This window comes from Arthrobacter sp. 10T425 (assembly GCF_056393985.1).
In genome coordinates this window covers 155,399-169,937 of record NZ_JBFTGZ010000007.1, presented here as the reverse complement: position 1 = coordinate 169,937, position 14,539 = coordinate 155,399, and the positions used below count along the sequence as shown (strand labels likewise).

Annotated in this window: 16 protein-coding genes; 11 read left to right on the top strand and 5 right to left on the bottom strand. The window is 66.9% G+C overall.

Going from position 1 to position 14,539, the window contains the following annotated elements:
- Window positions 1-13 precede the first annotated feature (13 nt).
- From AC1DDH_RS10555 to AC1DDH_RS10530, 6 genes are all read left to right on the top strand, one after another.
- Window positions 14-370 carry a VOC family protein gene (locus tag AC1DDH_RS10555; protein ID WP_230009984.1) on the top strand — a complete coding sequence of 119 codons (357 nt, stop codon included), beginning with the start codon at window positions 14-16 and terminating at the stop codon, window positions 368-370.
- A 128-nt stretch (window positions 371-498) separates the two neighbouring features.
- Window positions 499-1,068 carry a hypothetical protein gene (locus AC1DDH_RS10550; RefSeq protein ID WP_476849122.1) on the top strand — a complete coding sequence of 190 codons (570 nt, stop codon included), beginning with the start codon at window positions 499-501 and terminating at the stop codon, window positions 1,066-1,068.
- Window positions 1,069-1,078: 10 nt separating this feature from the next.
- Complete coding sequence (locus AC1DDH_RS10545; protein WP_476859167.1) at window positions 1,079-1,912, top strand: exodeoxyribonuclease III; 834 nt, start codon at window positions 1,079-1,081, stop codon at window positions 1,910-1,912.
- A 17-nt stretch (window positions 1,913-1,929) separates the two neighbouring features.
- Entirely contained in the window at window positions 1,930-3,045 is a 1,116-nt protein-coding gene (gene trpS, locus AC1DDH_RS10540) for a tryptophan--tRNA ligase (RefSeq protein ID WP_476955394.1), read from the top strand.
- Between the two features lie 4 nt (window positions 3,046-3,049).
- Entirely contained in the window at window positions 3,050-3,661 is a 612-nt protein-coding gene (locus tag AC1DDH_RS10535; RefSeq protein WP_223914197.1) for a 2'-5' RNA ligase family protein, read from the top strand.
- Window positions 3,606-4,772, top strand: coding sequence for a YihY/virulence factor BrkB family protein (locus AC1DDH_RS10530; protein ID WP_476887355.1), 1,167 nt, complete (start codon window positions 3,606-3,608; stop codon window positions 4,770-4,772). Before AC1DDH_RS10535 ends, AC1DDH_RS10530 begins: the two co-directional genes overlap by 56 nt.
- Here the strand turns inward: AC1DDH_RS10530 and AC1DDH_RS10525 are convergent.
- The 5 genes from AC1DDH_RS10525 to sdhC form a co-directional block, all read right to left on the bottom strand.
- Window positions 4,735-5,499: an alpha/beta hydrolase family protein gene (locus AC1DDH_RS10525; RefSeq protein ID WP_079553244.1), complete on the bottom strand. Its 765-nt coding sequence runs from the start codon at window positions 5,497-5,499 to the stop codon at window positions 4,735-4,737. The genes AC1DDH_RS10530 and AC1DDH_RS10525 overlap by 38 nt on opposite strands.
- Window positions 5,500-5,633: 134 nt before the next feature.
- A complete protein-coding gene (locus AC1DDH_RS10520; RefSeq protein ID WP_026537821.1) occupies window positions 5,634-6,416 on the bottom strand; it encodes a succinate dehydrogenase iron-sulfur subunit in 783 nt (260 codons plus the stop codon).
- Window position 6,417: 1 nt separating this feature from the next.
- Window positions 6,418-8,217: a succinate dehydrogenase flavoprotein subunit gene (gene sdhA, locus AC1DDH_RS10515; protein WP_476955393.1), complete on the bottom strand. Its 1,800-nt coding sequence runs from the start codon at window positions 8,215-8,217 to the stop codon at window positions 6,418-6,420.
- 191 nt (window positions 8,218-8,408) lie between these two features.
- Window positions 8,409-8,888 (bottom strand): succinate dehydrogenase hydrophobic membrane anchor subunit, encoded by a 480-nt coding sequence (locus tag AC1DDH_RS10510; RefSeq protein ID WP_230008514.1) that lies wholly within the window; start codon window positions 8,886-8,888, stop codon window positions 8,409-8,411.
- A gap of 3 nt (window positions 8,889-8,891) precedes the next feature.
- Window positions 8,892-9,272: a succinate dehydrogenase, cytochrome b556 subunit gene (gene sdhC / locus AC1DDH_RS10505; RefSeq protein WP_079553238.1), complete on the bottom strand. Its 381-nt coding sequence runs from the start codon at window positions 9,270-9,272 to the stop codon at window positions 8,892-8,894.
- 267 nt (window positions 9,273-9,539) lie between these two features.
- Here sdhC and AC1DDH_RS10500 point away from each other — a divergent pair, with 267 nt between their 5' ends.
- The 5 genes from AC1DDH_RS10500 to AC1DDH_RS10480 all read left to right on the top strand — a co-directional run bounded on the left by AC1DDH_RS10500 (window position 9,540) and on the right by AC1DDH_RS10480 (window position 14,340).
- The gene (locus AC1DDH_RS10500) at window positions 9,540-10,673 is read left to right on the top strand and encodes a mannose-1-phosphate guanylyltransferase (protein ID WP_026537818.1); all 1,134 of its coding nucleotides are present in this window, start codon (window positions 9,540-9,542) and stop codon (window positions 10,671-10,673) included.
- A gap of 97 nt (window positions 10,674-10,770) precedes the next feature.
- On the top strand, window positions 10,771-11,970 hold the full coding sequence (locus AC1DDH_RS10495) for an amidohydrolase (protein ID WP_476955392.1): 1,200 nt from the start codon (window positions 10,771-10,773) through the stop codon (window positions 11,968-11,970).
- 275 nt (window positions 11,971-12,245) lie between these two features.
- The gene (locus AC1DDH_RS10490) at window positions 12,246-12,710 is read left to right on the top strand and encodes a MarR family winged helix-turn-helix transcriptional regulator (protein ID WP_476955391.1); all 465 of its coding nucleotides are present in this window, start codon (window positions 12,246-12,248) and stop codon (window positions 12,708-12,710) included.
- A gap of 170 nt (window positions 12,711-12,880) precedes the next feature.
- On the top strand, window positions 12,881-13,312 hold the full coding sequence (locus AC1DDH_RS10485; protein WP_223914194.1) for an organic hydroperoxide resistance protein: 432 nt from the start codon (window positions 12,881-12,883) through the stop codon (window positions 13,310-13,312).
- Window positions 13,309-14,340 carry an NADP-dependent oxidoreductase gene (locus tag AC1DDH_RS10480; protein WP_476955390.1) on the top strand — a complete coding sequence of 344 codons (1,032 nt, stop codon included), beginning with the start codon at window positions 13,309-13,311 and terminating at the stop codon, window positions 14,338-14,340. Before AC1DDH_RS10485 ends, AC1DDH_RS10480 begins: the two co-directional genes overlap by 4 nt.
- Window positions 14,341-14,539: the final 199 nt, after the last annotated feature.

The window sequence follows — 14,539 nt, the reverse complement described above, 5'->3', positions numbered from 1 at the left end:
AAAAGGAGACCCCATGATCGGAAAATGGCAGGCCCTCGTCATCGACTGCGAGGACCCGGACAAGCTCGCCGGCTTTTACCAGGAGCTGCTGGGGATGATCCGGGTGCAGGAGGACGAGGAATGGATTTCGATCGGCGACGCCGCCGACCGTCCCGCCGTCGCCTTCCAGCGGGTGGAACGGCTGGTCCGCCCGCAGTGGCCCGACGCCGAGCACCCGCAGCAGATGCACGTGGACGTGCTCGTCGGGGACCTCGACGCCGCCGAAGCCGAGGTGCTCCGGCTCGGCGCCACCAGCCTCGACGCCGGTACGGAAACCTTCCGGGTCTACACGGACCCCAGTGGCCACCCGTTCTGCCTGGTCCTGACCTAGATGCTGGTCCTGACCTAAACGCCGGTCCTGACCTAAACGCTGGTTCTGACCCAGGCCCGGCGCGGGGGCGGCGTTCGCCCGGGGTGGAAGCGGAACGGGCGGCCGGCCCCGTTTGCGATAATGGGCTCATGCAATCTCTGGGTAGCTCCTCGTCCACGTCCAACGACACCACGGCCCGCGGCCGGTTCTCCATGTTCCGCATCAGCGGGCCGGGGCTGCTGGTCTTCATCATCGCGTTCGTGGTGGCCGTGATCTTCGCGGCCAACCAGAACGACGTCGTGGGCTGGATCGTGGCGATCATCGCCGGCTTCTGGCTGGCGCTGGCCTCCTTCGTCGTGTTCAGCATCCAGAAGGCCGCCAAGAAGGCCGGGGCCAGGCTGACTGAGGCCCAGAACGCGTTCAACGCCGCAGCGGGCCGGCCGCCGGCTGCGGGCAGCGCGGACCACGGCGGAACCCGCGTGGTGAGCGAAAGCCGCGCAGCGGACAGCGTCCGCGACATGAAGCTGGACCACTCCTTCAAGATCGTCCAGGTCCAGGTCCGGGTGGTCGAGCAGGAGCGGGCGAAGGGGGAGGCTGCGGACCGCGACACGATCAGCCGCGCCCTGGAGACCATCGAGATCACCGCCACCAACGCGCGGGACATGATCAAATCCCCGGGCGGCGATGACGCTCCCGTCAGCGGAACCATCATCGACTAGAGTGGATCGGGTGAGCTCGGCATTGAAGAAGGACCACCTTCGCATCGCGTCAGTCAACGTCAACGGCCTCCGTGCCGCCTACAAGAAGGGCATGGCGGAGTGGCTTGAGCCGCGCGAGGTGGACATCCTGTGCCTCCAGGAGGTCCGCGCGCCGGACGCGATCGTCGAGGAACTGCTCGGCGAGGGCTGGTACATTCTCCACGCCGAGGCCGAGGCCAAGGGCCGGGCCGGCGTTGCCATTGCCTCCCGGGAAGAGCCCCTGGCCACCCGGGTGGGGATCGGCGATGACTTCTTCGCCACGGCCGGACGCTGGGTCGAGGCGGACTACATCGTGCGGGACGCGGACGGGCAGGCCTCACAGCTGAGCGTCGTGAGCGCCTACGTGCACTCGGGCGAGGCCGGCACTCCCAAGCAGGACGACAAATTCCGTTTCCTCGACGTCATGGTCCAGCGGCTGCCCGAACTCGCCAAGCACAGTGACCACGCGCTGGTGGTGGGCGACCTCAACGTCGGCCACACGGAGCTGGACATCAGGAACTGGAAGGGCAACGTCAAACGTGCCGGTTTCCTGCCGGAAGAGCGGGCCTATTTTGACCGCTTCTTCGGCGAGGAAATCGGCTGGAAGGATGTTCACAGGGGCCTGGCGGGTAACGTCGACGGCCCCTACACTTGGTGGTCGCAACGGGGCCAGGCCTTCGACAACGACACCGGCTGGCGCATCGATTACCACATGGCCACGCCCGCTCTCGCTGCTGCCGCAGTGTCAGCCGTTGTTGACCGGGCAGCGTCCTGGGACACACGCTTCTCCGACCACGCCCCGCTGGTAGTGGACTACCGGCTCTAGTCTTAAGGCTTCCACGAATGACCACCACTTCAACTGCGACCACTGTGGCCCAGGCCGGCGTCGCCCCCGACGCTCAGACTGCCACCGCGAAGGACGCCTCTGCGGCCACCGCGGCCCGGCACCGCATCCTCTCCGGCATGCAGCCCTCCGCCGACTCCCTGCACCTTGGCAACTACCTCGGCGCCCTCGTGAACTGGGTCCGGATGCAGGACGAGTACGACGCCGTCTTCTTCATCCCGGACCTGCACGCGATCACCGTTCCGCAGGATCCTGCCGAGCTGGCGCACCGCACCCGGGTCACCGCCGCGCAGTACATTGCCGGCGGCGTCGACGTCGACAAGTGCACGCTCTTCGTCCAGTCCCAGGTGCCCGAGCACGCCCAGCTGGCGTGGGTCCTGAACTGCATCACCGGCTTCGGCGAGGCGTCCCGGATGACCCAGTTCAAGGACAAGGCGCACAAACAGGGTTCCGACCACGCCAGCGTCGGGCTGTTCACCTACCCCATCCTGCAGGCAGCCGACATCCTGCTGTACCAGCCGCACGGTGTCCCCGTCGGCGAGGACCAGCGCCAGCACGTGGAACTCAGCCGTGACCTGGCCCAGCGGTTCAACTCCCGCTTCGGCGACACGTTCACAGTGCCGCAGCCCTTCATCCAGAAGGAATCCGCGAAGATCTACGATCTGCAGCACCCCACCGCCAAGATGTCCAAGTCTGCGGAGTCGCCGGCAGGGCTGATCAACCTGCTGGACGAGCCCAAGGTCACGGCCAAGCGGATCAAGTCCGCCGTGACCGACACGAAGACCGAGATCCGGTTCGACCGGGAGGCGAAGCCGGGCGTGTCCAACCTGCTGACCATCTACTCCTCGATCACCGGGCAAAGCGTCGACGCCCTCGTCACCGCCTATGAGGGAAAGATGTACGGCCACCTGAAGGCGGACCTCGCCGAGGTGGTCACGGAGCACCTGACCCCGATCCGGAACCGGGCCAAGGAGCTGCTGGACGATCCCGCGGAGCTGGACCGGCTGCTGGGCCTCGGCGCGGACAAGGCCCGGGAGATTGCCTCGGTGACCCTGCGCGACGTCTACGCCAAGGTGGGTTTCCTGCCCTATGCCGGCGCCCAGGGAGTCCGCTAGGTCAATGTCCTCCGTCAGCAAAGTCACCGCGAAAGCCGCCACGTCGAACGGACAGCGCAGCGAAGGCATCAGCATCGGTGTGATCCTGAGGTTCCCGGCGGACATCGCTGAGGAGCTCCAGCGCTGGCGGGCATCCTTCGGGGATCCCATGGCCGCCGTCGTCCCGGCCCACATCACGCTGGTCACCACCACCATGACGAAAGACTGGGCCGCGACCCAGCGCCATGTCCGGGACGTGGCACGGCGGCAGGAGCCCTTCACTGTGACCATCGCAGGGACCGGGTCTTTCCGGCCGGTGTCCCCGGTGGTCTTCCTGAACGTAGAGGACGGCTTCGGGGACTGCGTGAACCTGCACCGCCAGCTGCAGTCCGGCCCCCTGGAGCGGGAACTGCCGTTCGGTTACCACCCGCACGTCACCGTGGCCCACGATGTCGCCCCGGAAAGCCTCGACGAGGCCGAAACGGTCCTGAAGGATTACAGGGCCACGTTTCCTGTGGCTAGCATGGGACTTTACGAGCACGATGACAACGGCATCTGGCAGCTACGGGAAGAGCTTGATTTTGGGACCAAACCTGACCACGACAGAGGCCCGGACGGCACCGCAGGCGCCCGATAAGCCGCCGCTCCCCACCGATCTGGCCGGGCTGAAACTGGAAGTCATCCGCAAGAGGGTCGAATGGGGCCGGACCCGGCGCTCCGGCGGCGGCATGGTCGCGTCCCTGATCGCGATGATGAACTGGCTCTTGGCCCGGCTGAACATGCTGCTGCCCCTGCGCGCATACTCGCACTACCTGCGTCAGCGTGGCCCGCTGTTGAGTGCCGGCATCGGCTTCCGGATGTTTTTCTCCATCACGGGCCTGTTGGCCACTGGCTTGTCCTTGGCCGGCCTCGTGCTCAGCGACCACCCGGCCCTGCTGGACCAGGTCATCAGGAGTGTTGCCGCCGCCGCGCCGGGCCTGTTGCAGGTCGACGGCAGCGAGGGGCTGGTTGACCCCTATGCGCTGCTGAACCCCACCAGCCTGGGTTGGGCCGCCGGGATCGCCGCCGTGGTGACGGTGTTCACGTCCCTGGGCTGGATCAGCGGCATCCGCGACGGTATGCGGAGCATGATGCAGCTCGGCCCTTTGGTCATGAATCCGATCCTGCAGATACTCAAGGACGTCGGCACGCTGCTGCTGATGGGGCTGGCCCTGATAGTCAGCTCCGCCGCCTCGCTGATCTTCGGCACGGCCGCCGGATGGGTTACCGGGCAGCTGGGCCTCGAACCGATAGTTGCCGGGCCGCTGACGACCTCCGTCACGATCCTCGTCCCGCTGCTGCTCGGCTGGGGCACCGCCGTGATCATGTACCGGGTGGCCGCCGGGCTGAAGCCGGCCCGGCGCTCCCTGCTGGAAGGGACCACTCTCGCCGCGGTGGGCACCACCATCCTGCAGATCTTCAGCACCCAGCTGCTGGCCAGCGCGGGCAAGAACCCCATTCTGGCGCCCTTCGCCATCATCATCGGCCTGCTGATCTGGTTCAACCTGGTCAGCCAGGTCTACGTGATCTGCGCCGCGTGGGTGGCGATCCGGGAAGAGGACCTCAAGGCCGGGCCCGCCGCCGCGACCACCGGCTGGGGTGCCCGGCGCGTCCAGCCGGGTAAAACCCCGGTAGAGCCGCGGGTCCGCCGCAGGCCGCTGGCCGCCGCGTTCAGGCGTCGAGGTACTGGTCGGCCCACGCCGAAATAATCTTCGCCGCACGGGCCGCCTGGCCTTTGCCGGTCAGGAGATGGTCGCTGCCCTCCAGCGAGACGAAGCTGCGCGGGTGGCGTGCCGTCTGGAAGATGGTGCTGGCGTTTTCGATCCCGACCGTATTGTCGGTGGGGGAGTGCAGCACCATGAGCGGCTTGTGCAGCTGCCGGATGCAGTCCGTCAGGTCCGCGTTCTCGAGGTCCTCGACGAAGTGCCGGCGGATCTCCACCCGCTTGCCGCCGAGGTCCACCTCGGCGCTTCCCTCGCTCAGGATCCGGTCCAGGGCCGCGTCAAAGACGTGTGCCACGTGCTTGGGGGAGAAGGGGGCACCCACGGTGGCCACGGCCCTCAGCTCCGGGATCTGCCGCGCGGCGGACAGGACGGCCGCGCCGCCAAACGAGTGGCCCACCAGCAGGGAAACCCGGCGGTCTGAGTCCCGCATGAATTCGGCGGCCTTGACGGTGTCGGCCACCTTGTGGCTGAAGGACCCCTCCGACCACATTCCCGCCGACTCTCCGAGCCCCACGTTGTCGAACCGGAGCATGCCCACGCCGTTGTCCGCCAGGGCCTTGCACATCCGCGACGCCGAGGGGCTGTCCTTGCCCAGGGTGAAGCCGTGCGAGAACACACCCCAGCCCTTGACCGGGCCCTCCGGCAGGTCCAGCACGCCGGAGAGCCGCTCGCCGGTGGAACCCAGGAACGAGACTTTTTCTGAGTGGGACAAAGTGTCCCCTTTCGTGTGAGGGCGAATCATTGAGGGCGGAAACGACGGCGGCGCCCCCACCCGAAAGGTGAGAGGCGCCGTCGTCGGTAACTACTGAAGGTGAAGCCGGTAATGCGGGCCGGTGGAACCGGTCCTTAGACCTTGCGGGACAGGATGGCCTGCTTGACCTCAGCGATTGCCTGCGTGACCTGGATGCCGCGGGGGCATGCTTCGGTGCAGTTGAAGGTGGTGCGGCAGCGCCACACGCCTTCCTTGTCGTTGAGGATCTCCAAGCGCATGTCGCCGGCGTCATCACGGGAATCGAAAATGAAGCGGTGCGCGTTGACGATCGCCGCCGGGCCGAAGTACTGCCCGTCGGTCCAGAACACCGGGCAGGACGAGGTGCACGCGGCGCACAGGATGCACTTGGTGGTGTCATCGAACCGCTCACGGTCCTCGGCCGACTGCAGGCGTTCCTTGGTGGGCTCGTGGCCACGGTTGATCAGGAAGGGCATGACTTCGCGGAAGGACTGGAAGAACGGCTCCATGTCCACGATCAGGTCCTTCTCCACCGGCAGGCCCTTGATGGGCTCGACCGTGATGGGCTTGGACGTGTCCAGGTCCTTCAGCAGGGTCTTGCAGGCCAGGCGGTTGCGGCCGTTGATGCGCATGGCATCGGAGCCGCAGACGCCGTGGGCGCAGGAGCGGCGGAAGGAGACGCTGCCGTCCATCTCCCACTTGATCTTGTGCAGGGCGTCCAGGACACGGTCGGTGCCGTACATGGTGACTTTGAAGTCATCCCACGTGGCGTCCTCGGAGACCTCGGGGTTGTAGCGGCGCACCCGCAGGGTGACGTCGAAGGACGGGATTTCCCCGCCCCCGCCGACGCCGGCGGGCAGTTCGATCTTGGATGCTGGCTCAGCGAGTTCAGCGCTCATCTTAGTACTTCCTCACCATCGGCTCGTAGCGCGTAAAGACCACCGGTTTGGTGGCAAGCCGGATGCCGGCAATCGCCTCGGCGGAACCGTCCGCCGGGGCGTGGTCATCCTTGTACGCCATGGAGTGCTTCATGAATTTTTCGTCGTCGCGCTCGGGGAAGTCCTCGCGGAAGTGGCCGCCGCGGGATTCCTCGCGGTGCAGGGCCGCCACGGTCATGACCTTGGCGAGCTCGAGCAGGAAGCCCAGCTCCACGGCCTCGAGCAGGTCCAGGTTGAAGCGCTTGCCCTTGTCCTGGACGCTGATGCGCTGGTACCGCTCCTCGAAGGAGGCAATGTCTTTCAGGACCTGGTTCAGCGTGTCGGCGGTGCGGAACACCTGCATGTTGGCGTCCATGGTGTCCTGCAGTTCCTTGCGGATCGCAGCGACCTTCTCGGTGCCGTCAGAGGTGCGGACGTGCTCCAGCAGGTTCAGCGTGTAGGCCTCCGGGTCAACGGGGAGCTCCACGAAGTCGGCGGTTTTGGCATACTCGGCGGCGGCGATACCGGCGCGCTTGCCGAACACGTTGATGTCCAGCAGCGAGTTGGTGCCCAGACGGTTGGAGCCGTGGACGGAGACGCAGGCGACCTCGCCGGCGGCGTAGAGGCCCGGGACCACCGTGTCGTTGTCCTGGAGGACCTCGGCGCTGATGTTCGTGGGGATGCCGCCCATGGCGTAGTGGGCCGTTGGGAACACCGGAACCGGCTCCGTGTACGGCTCCACACCCAGGTAGGTGCGGGCGAACTCGGTGATGTCCGGCAGCTTGGCATCGATGTGTGCAGGCTCAAGGTGCGTCAGGTCCAGGAGGACGTAGTCCTTGTTCGGGCCGCAGCCTCGTCCCTCACGGACTTCGTTGGCCATGGAGCGGGCCACGATGTCGCGCGGGGCGAGGTCCTTGATGGTGGGCGCGTAGCGCTCCATGAAGCGTTCACCCTCGGAGTTGCGCAGGATCGCGCCTTCGCCGCGGGCGGCCTCGGAGAGCAGGATGCCCAGGCCGGCCAGGCCGGTCGGGTGGAACTGGAAGAATTCCATGTCCTCCAGGGGGATGCCCCGGCGGAACGCGATGCCCATGCCGTCACCGGTCAGAGTGTGGGCGTTGGAGGTGGTCTTGAAGACCTTGCCGGCGCCGCCGGAGGCGAACACCACGGACTTGGCCTGGAAGACGTGCAGCTCGCCGGAGGCGAGGTCGTAGGACACGACGCCGGCCACGCGCTTCTGCTTGTACGGCGTGCCGTCCTCGCGGACAGCGTCCTCTTCGACGGTCAGCAGGTCCAGGACGTAGTACTCGTTGTAGAACTCGACGTTGTGCTTGACGCAGTTCTGGTACAGGGTCTGCAGGATCATGTGGCCGGTGCGGTCGGCGGCGTAGCAGGCGCGGCGGACCGGTGCCTTGCCGTGATCGCGGGTGTGGCCACCGAAGCGGCGCTGGTCAATGCGGCCCTCGGGCGTGCGGTTGAACGGCAGGCCCATCTTTTCCAGGTCCAGGACGGCGTCGATCGCTTCCTTCGCCATGACCTCGGCGGCGTCCTGGTCAACCAGGTAGTCGCCGCCCTTGATGGTGTCGAAGGTGTGCCACTCCCAGTTGTCTTCCTCGACGTTGGCCAGGGCTGCACACATGCCGCCCTGCGCCGCGCCGGTGTGGGACCGCGTGGGGTAGAGCTTGGTCAGTACTGCTGTTCGGGCGCGCTGACCTGATTCGATCGCCGCGCGCATCCCGGCGCCACCGGCACCGACGATCACGACGTCGTACTTATGGACCTGCATACCAGACGCTCTTTCTCTCAAAATTCGCTATAAACCACCGGCAGGCCGCGCCTGCCCGGTGAAGTCTCGTGCAATCTGCGCCTGCGTTCGGCAGGCAAGATCAGTTGCCGTGACGGACCGCGGATTCATGCCCGGACGGGCTGCTGTCCGCGGCGGTTCCGCCGCTACGGCTGAGTCGTATCGGCTGCGCCCTAAGGCGCGGGGCAGAAACCGCCGGGAAGCTGGACGCCGTTGGCCACGGGGCACGGATTGAACGTGAAGATGACCAGGGTGCCCAGGATGATGATGACCGTGGTGGCCGCATAGAGCACAATCTTCAGCCAAAGGCGCGTTGCGTCCTTCTCGGCGTAGTCATTGATGATCGTCCGGACGCCGTTGGTGCCGTGCAGCATGGCGAGCCACAGCATGGCCAGGTCCCAGAACTGCCAGAACGGGTCGGCCCACTTGCCGGCCACAAAGCCGAAGTCGATCGCGTGGATGCCCTCGCCGACCAGCAGGTTCACCGTCAGGTGGCCGAAGATCAGCACCACCAGCACGACGCCGGAGAGGCGCATGAAGAGCCAGGCGAGCATCTCGAAGTTGCCCTTGGAACCGCCAGTGCGGCGGTACTTGGGCTGGATCTTTCCGCTACCGGGTTTTCCACTGCGTGGACTCTGAATGGTTGCAGTCATGGCTTAGTGACCTCCAAGGGCGAGGGACAGGTGGCGGATGGAGAAGCCGACCATGACGACGACCCAGAGGCCCAGGACCGTCCAGAGCATCTGACGCTGGTACTTGGCACCCTTCTTCCAGAAGTCGACGGCGATGATCCGCAGGCCGTTGAAGGCGTGGAACACGATCGCCGCGACAAGGCCCGTTTCACCCAGGGCCATGAGGGGGTTCTTGTAGGCACCAATCACTGCGGTGTAGGCCTCGGGGGACACACGCACCAATGAGGTGTCCAGCACGTGGACCAACAAGAAGAAGAAAATCACTACACCGGTAATGCGGTGTCCAACCCAGGACCACATGCCTTCACGGCCGCGGTACAAGGTGCCAGCTGGTTTTGTCGGCACTGAATAAACCTCCCTGCAACACAGCGGCGCTGGCATGGGATCCACGCGGGGGGAACGCCTGCTGCGAGAGCACTCGTAAGCTCAAGCCTAAATCTAGGCTTCGCTCACAGCTTATTCAATTTGGGAACTCCTTGTTGACAGGCCCCGGCGCGGTTTTGCGTTTGTTTTGAGACGAACGCCACATTTGGCCGTGGTCGCAGGCGCCGGCAGGGCCTGATCCCGGCCCAATTCGGACCGAATTGGCCGCCGTCGGCTAAAGTAGCCGTGATGACTACAGACAAAGTGACAAGCCAGGATTCACCGCTGGACCGTTTTATTGCGGTTATTCCGGCGGGCGGGGTGGGGACCCGCCTCTGGCCCCTGTCACGGGCAGCGGCCCCGAAATTCCTTCACGACCTCACCGGTTCGGGCAGTACTCTGCTGCGCGCGACCTATGACCGCCTCCAGCCCGTCGCCGGCAAGCACGTGCTGGTGGTGACCGGCTCCGCCCACAGGGCAGCCGTCTGCCGCCAGTTGCCTGAGGTCCTGGAAGCCGACTTGGTCCTGGAGAGCGAACCCAAGGACTCCGGTGCTGCGATCGGCCTCGCCGCGGCCATCCTGCACGAGCGGGACCCGGACATCATCATGGGCTCGTTCGCCGCGGACCAGGTCATCAGCCCGGACGATCTCTTCCAGGACGCCGTCCGTGAAGCCGTCTACACCGCGGCCGCGGGGAAGATCGTCACCATCGGCATCAAGCCGACCCATCCCTCCACCGGATTCGGCTACATCCGTTCCGGCGCGAACCTCCACATCCCGGACGCGCCCAGTGCGCAGTCCGTGGTGGAGTTCGTGGAGAAGCCCAGCGAGGAAGTGGCCCAGGAGTACGTCGACAGCGGCGAATATGTCTGGAACGCGGGCATGTTCGTGGCCCCGGTCTCGCTGATGCTCAAGCACCTCGAAGCCAACCAGCCCGAGCTCTTCGCCGGACTCCAGGAGATCGCCAAGGCCTGGGACACTCCGGAGCGCGACGCCGTCACGGCCCGGGTGTGGCCCACGCTGCCCAAGATCGCTATTGACTACGCCGTCGCCGAGCCCGCCGCCGCCGCCGGCGACGTCGCCGTGGTGCCCGGAACGTTCCTCTGGGACGACGTCGGAGACTTCGCCTCCGTGGGCCGGCTCAACAGCGCCAAGGAAGTCGACGAGGTCACGGTCCTGGGCGAGGGCGCACGCGTCTTCACCGAAAACGCGAGCGGCGTGGTGGTCTCCGACACCAAACGGGTGATCGCCCTGATCGGCATCAAGGACGTCGTGATCGTTGACACCCCGGACGCCCTGCTGGTCACCACCAAGGAACACTCGCAGCGGGTCAAGCAGGCCGTGGATGCCATCAAGGCCAAGGGCGACACCGACGTCCTGTAGGCGGAGGGGAGCGGATCACGGCCTGTGCAATGTTCAGCAATCCGTAACGCGCCGTACCCGATGCCGCTATTCTTTGGCCGCTCGATAGAGTTATTCCGTGCGCAACTATTCGACTGAAGCTGAGCCCACGACTCTCGTGGGGCCGTGGCTGGAGCCCCTCCTGCCGGAGCTGATCGCTTTCCGCCGCGACCTCCATGCGCATCCGGAACTTTCGTTCAAGGAGTTCCGCACCACCGACAAGCTGGCGAAACGGCTCGAGGAAGCCGGGCTCAAGCCGCGCCGCCTCGAGGGCACGGGCCTGACGGTCGACGTCGGGCAGGGCCCCATCGCCACCGCACTGCGCGGGGATATCGATGCCCTGCCCATCATCGAGGAAACTGGCCTTGAGTTCGCCTCGAAGAACCACGGCGTGACCCATGCCTGCGGCCACGACGTCCACACTGCCACCATGCTTGGGATCGCGCTGGTCCTGCAGCGCATGCACGAGGCGTCCCCGCTGAGCGGGACCGTCCGGATCATCTTCCAGCCGGCCGAGGAAACCATGCCCGGCGGCGCCACCTCGTGCATCGAACAGGGCGTCCTGGAAGGCGTGCCGCGCATCCTGGCGCTGCACTGCGACCCCCGGATCGAGATCGGCAGGATCGGCACCCGGATCGGGGCGATCACCTCCGCCTCGGACACCATCAAGATTGAACTCTCCGGCCGCGGCGGCCACACCTCGCGCCCGCACCTGACCGAGGAGCTGGTTTTCGCCTTGGCGCAGATCGCGGTCAACGTTCCCGCAGTGCTCTCGCGCCGCGTCGATGTCCGCAGCGGCGTGTCCGTGGTCTGGGGGCAGATTTCCGCGGGCTCGGCCCCGAACGCCATCCCGGGCAGCGGCTACATGGCCGGCACCATGCGCTGCCTGGACCGCGACGCCTGGCACGACGCCGGCGAGCTGCTCGACGACATCATCCGGCAGGTCGCCGAGCCGTACGGCGTCGATGTCCACCTGGAACACACCCGCGGCGTGCCGCCGGTGGTCAACTCCGAGCACGAGACCGCGCTGATCGAGGCCGCGGCCCGCGCCGAAATCGGCGAGGGCGCCGTGGTCCTGACCCCGCAGTCCATGGGCGGGGAAGACTTTGCCTGGTTCCTGGCCGACACCCCCGGCGCCATGATGCGCCTCGGCACGAAGACGCCAGGCGGGGAAGAATACGACCTTCACCGCGGCGACTACATCGTCGATGAGCGGGCGCTGGGCCTGGGCATCCAGGTGCTCACGGCGGCGGCCCTGCGCACCATCCGCGACCTGTAAGCCGTTCCGCCCGGGCCCCTACACCGGGCCCGCCCTGCTGCACCCGGCCAAGACCGCCGCACGGAGTTTCCCCACCTATTCCGGCACGACGCCGGGACACGCCGGCGGTGCGGGCCGACACGCCGTCGGCACCCGTCAAACGTGGGGAAGATCGGCGGCAGCGGCGGGGAATCGTGCCGCGGCGGCCCCTTCTACGTCGATGCCGGTTCCCGCTCCGCAATTCAGTTGTGCACAACTGAATTGCACGCAACTAAATTGTGCGGTACGGTGGAGTCATGACCACGTCAGAAGAGGCCCTCACGGGCGGCCCGGAAGCGCTCCGCCTGAACCGGCAGGTGTGTTTTGCGATGTACTCTGCCTCACGTGCCGCCACGGCCGCCTACCGGCCCATGCTCGAGGAGCTCGGCCTGACCTACCCGCAGTACCTCGCCATGCTGGTGCTCTGGGAAGCGGAGCCGCGCAGCGTGCGTGAACTGGGGGAGGAGCTGGGCCTGGACTCCGGCACGCTCTCGCCGCTGCTCAAGCGGCTCGAAGCGCTCGGACTCGTCCAGCGCCGCCGCTCCGCCGAGGACGAGCGCCGCGTGGAGATCTTCCTGACCGGCGCCGGCGCCGCACTGAGCGCCAAGGCCAGCGGAATCCCGCAGCGACTGGCGGACGCCGCCGGGTTCACCGCCGCGGAACTGGACCAGCTCCGCGACACCCTGGGCCGGCTGACGAACGCGCTCCACGCCTCCCACTAAGCCCTTCCCCCTCCACCACCCTTCCCCCTCCACCACCCCTCCCAGGCCCCCACGGCCGACGTCGAAATCGCGGGAGGCGTGCCAGCTCGCCGGAAATTTACGGCGACTCCGCAGGCTTCCGGCGAGTTCCCCGCTGAACCCCTTCTTCCCGCCGACAGAACGGAAACACCATGAAGACCCTTTACACAGCAGAGGCCCTGGCCTCAGGCGAAGGCCGCGACGGCACCGCCATCAGCAAGGACGGCAAGCTGAACGTCACCCTTGCCAGCCCGGTCGAACTCGGCGGTGACGGCGCGGGCACCAACCCCGAACAGCTCTTTGCCGCCGGTTACGCCGCGTGCTTCCACTCCGCCCTGCGCCTGGTGGGACGCAAGGAGCGCGCCGACCTGACGGACTCCGCCGTCGCCGCCAAGATCCACTTCGGCGCCCTCGAGGACGGTGCCGGCTACGGTCTGGCCGCCGAACTTGAGATCGCCCTTCCCGCCGTGGACCGGGACACGGCCGAGGCCCTCGTGGCCAAGGCGCACCAGATCTGCCCGTACTCCAACGCCACCCGCGGCAACATCACTGTCGACATCACCATCCTGGAGGTAGCCGCATGAGCAACAACACCGAAACTCTCACCCTTCCCGCCACCACCCGCGAGATCCAGCTGGCGTCCCGCCCCCACGGCCGCCCCGTCCCGGCGAACTTCCGCCTCGCCGAGTCGGCGCTGCCCGAACTGCAGGACGGCCAGGTCCTGGTCCGCAACCTGTTCATCTCGGTGGACCCGTACATGCGCGGACGCATGAACGACGTCAAGTCCTACTCCGCGCCGTTTGCCTTGGATGCCGCCCTCGACGGCGGCGCCGTCGGCGAAGTGATCGCGTCCCGGGCCGAAGGGCGCGCTGTGGGCGACACGGTGGTGCACGGCCTCGGCTGGCGCGAATACGCCGTCGTCGATGCCGCGGCCACCACGGTGGCGCGCACCGATCTGGCCCCGGCGTCAGCATTCCTCGGCGCCCTTGGCATGACAGGGCTGACCGCCTACGCGGGACTGCTGAAGGTCGCGGAATTCAAGCCGGGCGACGCCGTGTTCGTCTCGGGCGCCGCCGGCGCGGTCGGCTCGCTCGTCGGGCAGATCGCCAAGGCCATGGGCGCGTCCCGGGTGATCGGGAGCGCCGGCTCGCCGGAAAAGGTGGCACGCCTGCTCGAACTCGGCTTCGATGCCGCGTTCAACTACCACGACGGCCCCGTGGCGGAACAGCTCGCCGCGGCCGCGGGTGAGCGCGGGATCGACGTCTACTTCGACAACGTCGGCGGCGAGCACCTCGAAGCCGCGCTGTCCGCCCTCACGGTCGGTGGCCGGGTGGCCATGTGCGGGGCCATCGCCCAGTACAACGCGACCGAACCGACGCCGGCACCGCGGAACCTCATGCTGGCGATCGGCAAACAGCTGACGCTCAGGGGCTTCCTGGTGGGCGGCTACTGGCAGCACATGGCCGAGTTCGTCGAGACCATGTCCGGCTGGCTGGCCGACGGAACGGTCCGTTACGACGAGACGGTGGTGGACGGGCTGGAGAACGCCCCGCAGGCCTTCATGGACCTGCTCGACGGCGCCAATACCGGCAAGATGCTCGTGCGGCTGTAGCCGGACACCCGGCAATCGCCGTGCCGCCACATACGCCTCCGGCGCCGGTTCCTGCGGGGACCGGCGCCGGAGGCGTCTGTGGTCGCGGCGGGCACCGGCTACCTCTAGGTAACAAGTTCTCAACAATCTGGGCATTCGCCGGGACGTGTGTTATCGGGACGTGGCGCAGGCCACTACAGTAGCTTGCATAAGTGCGCCT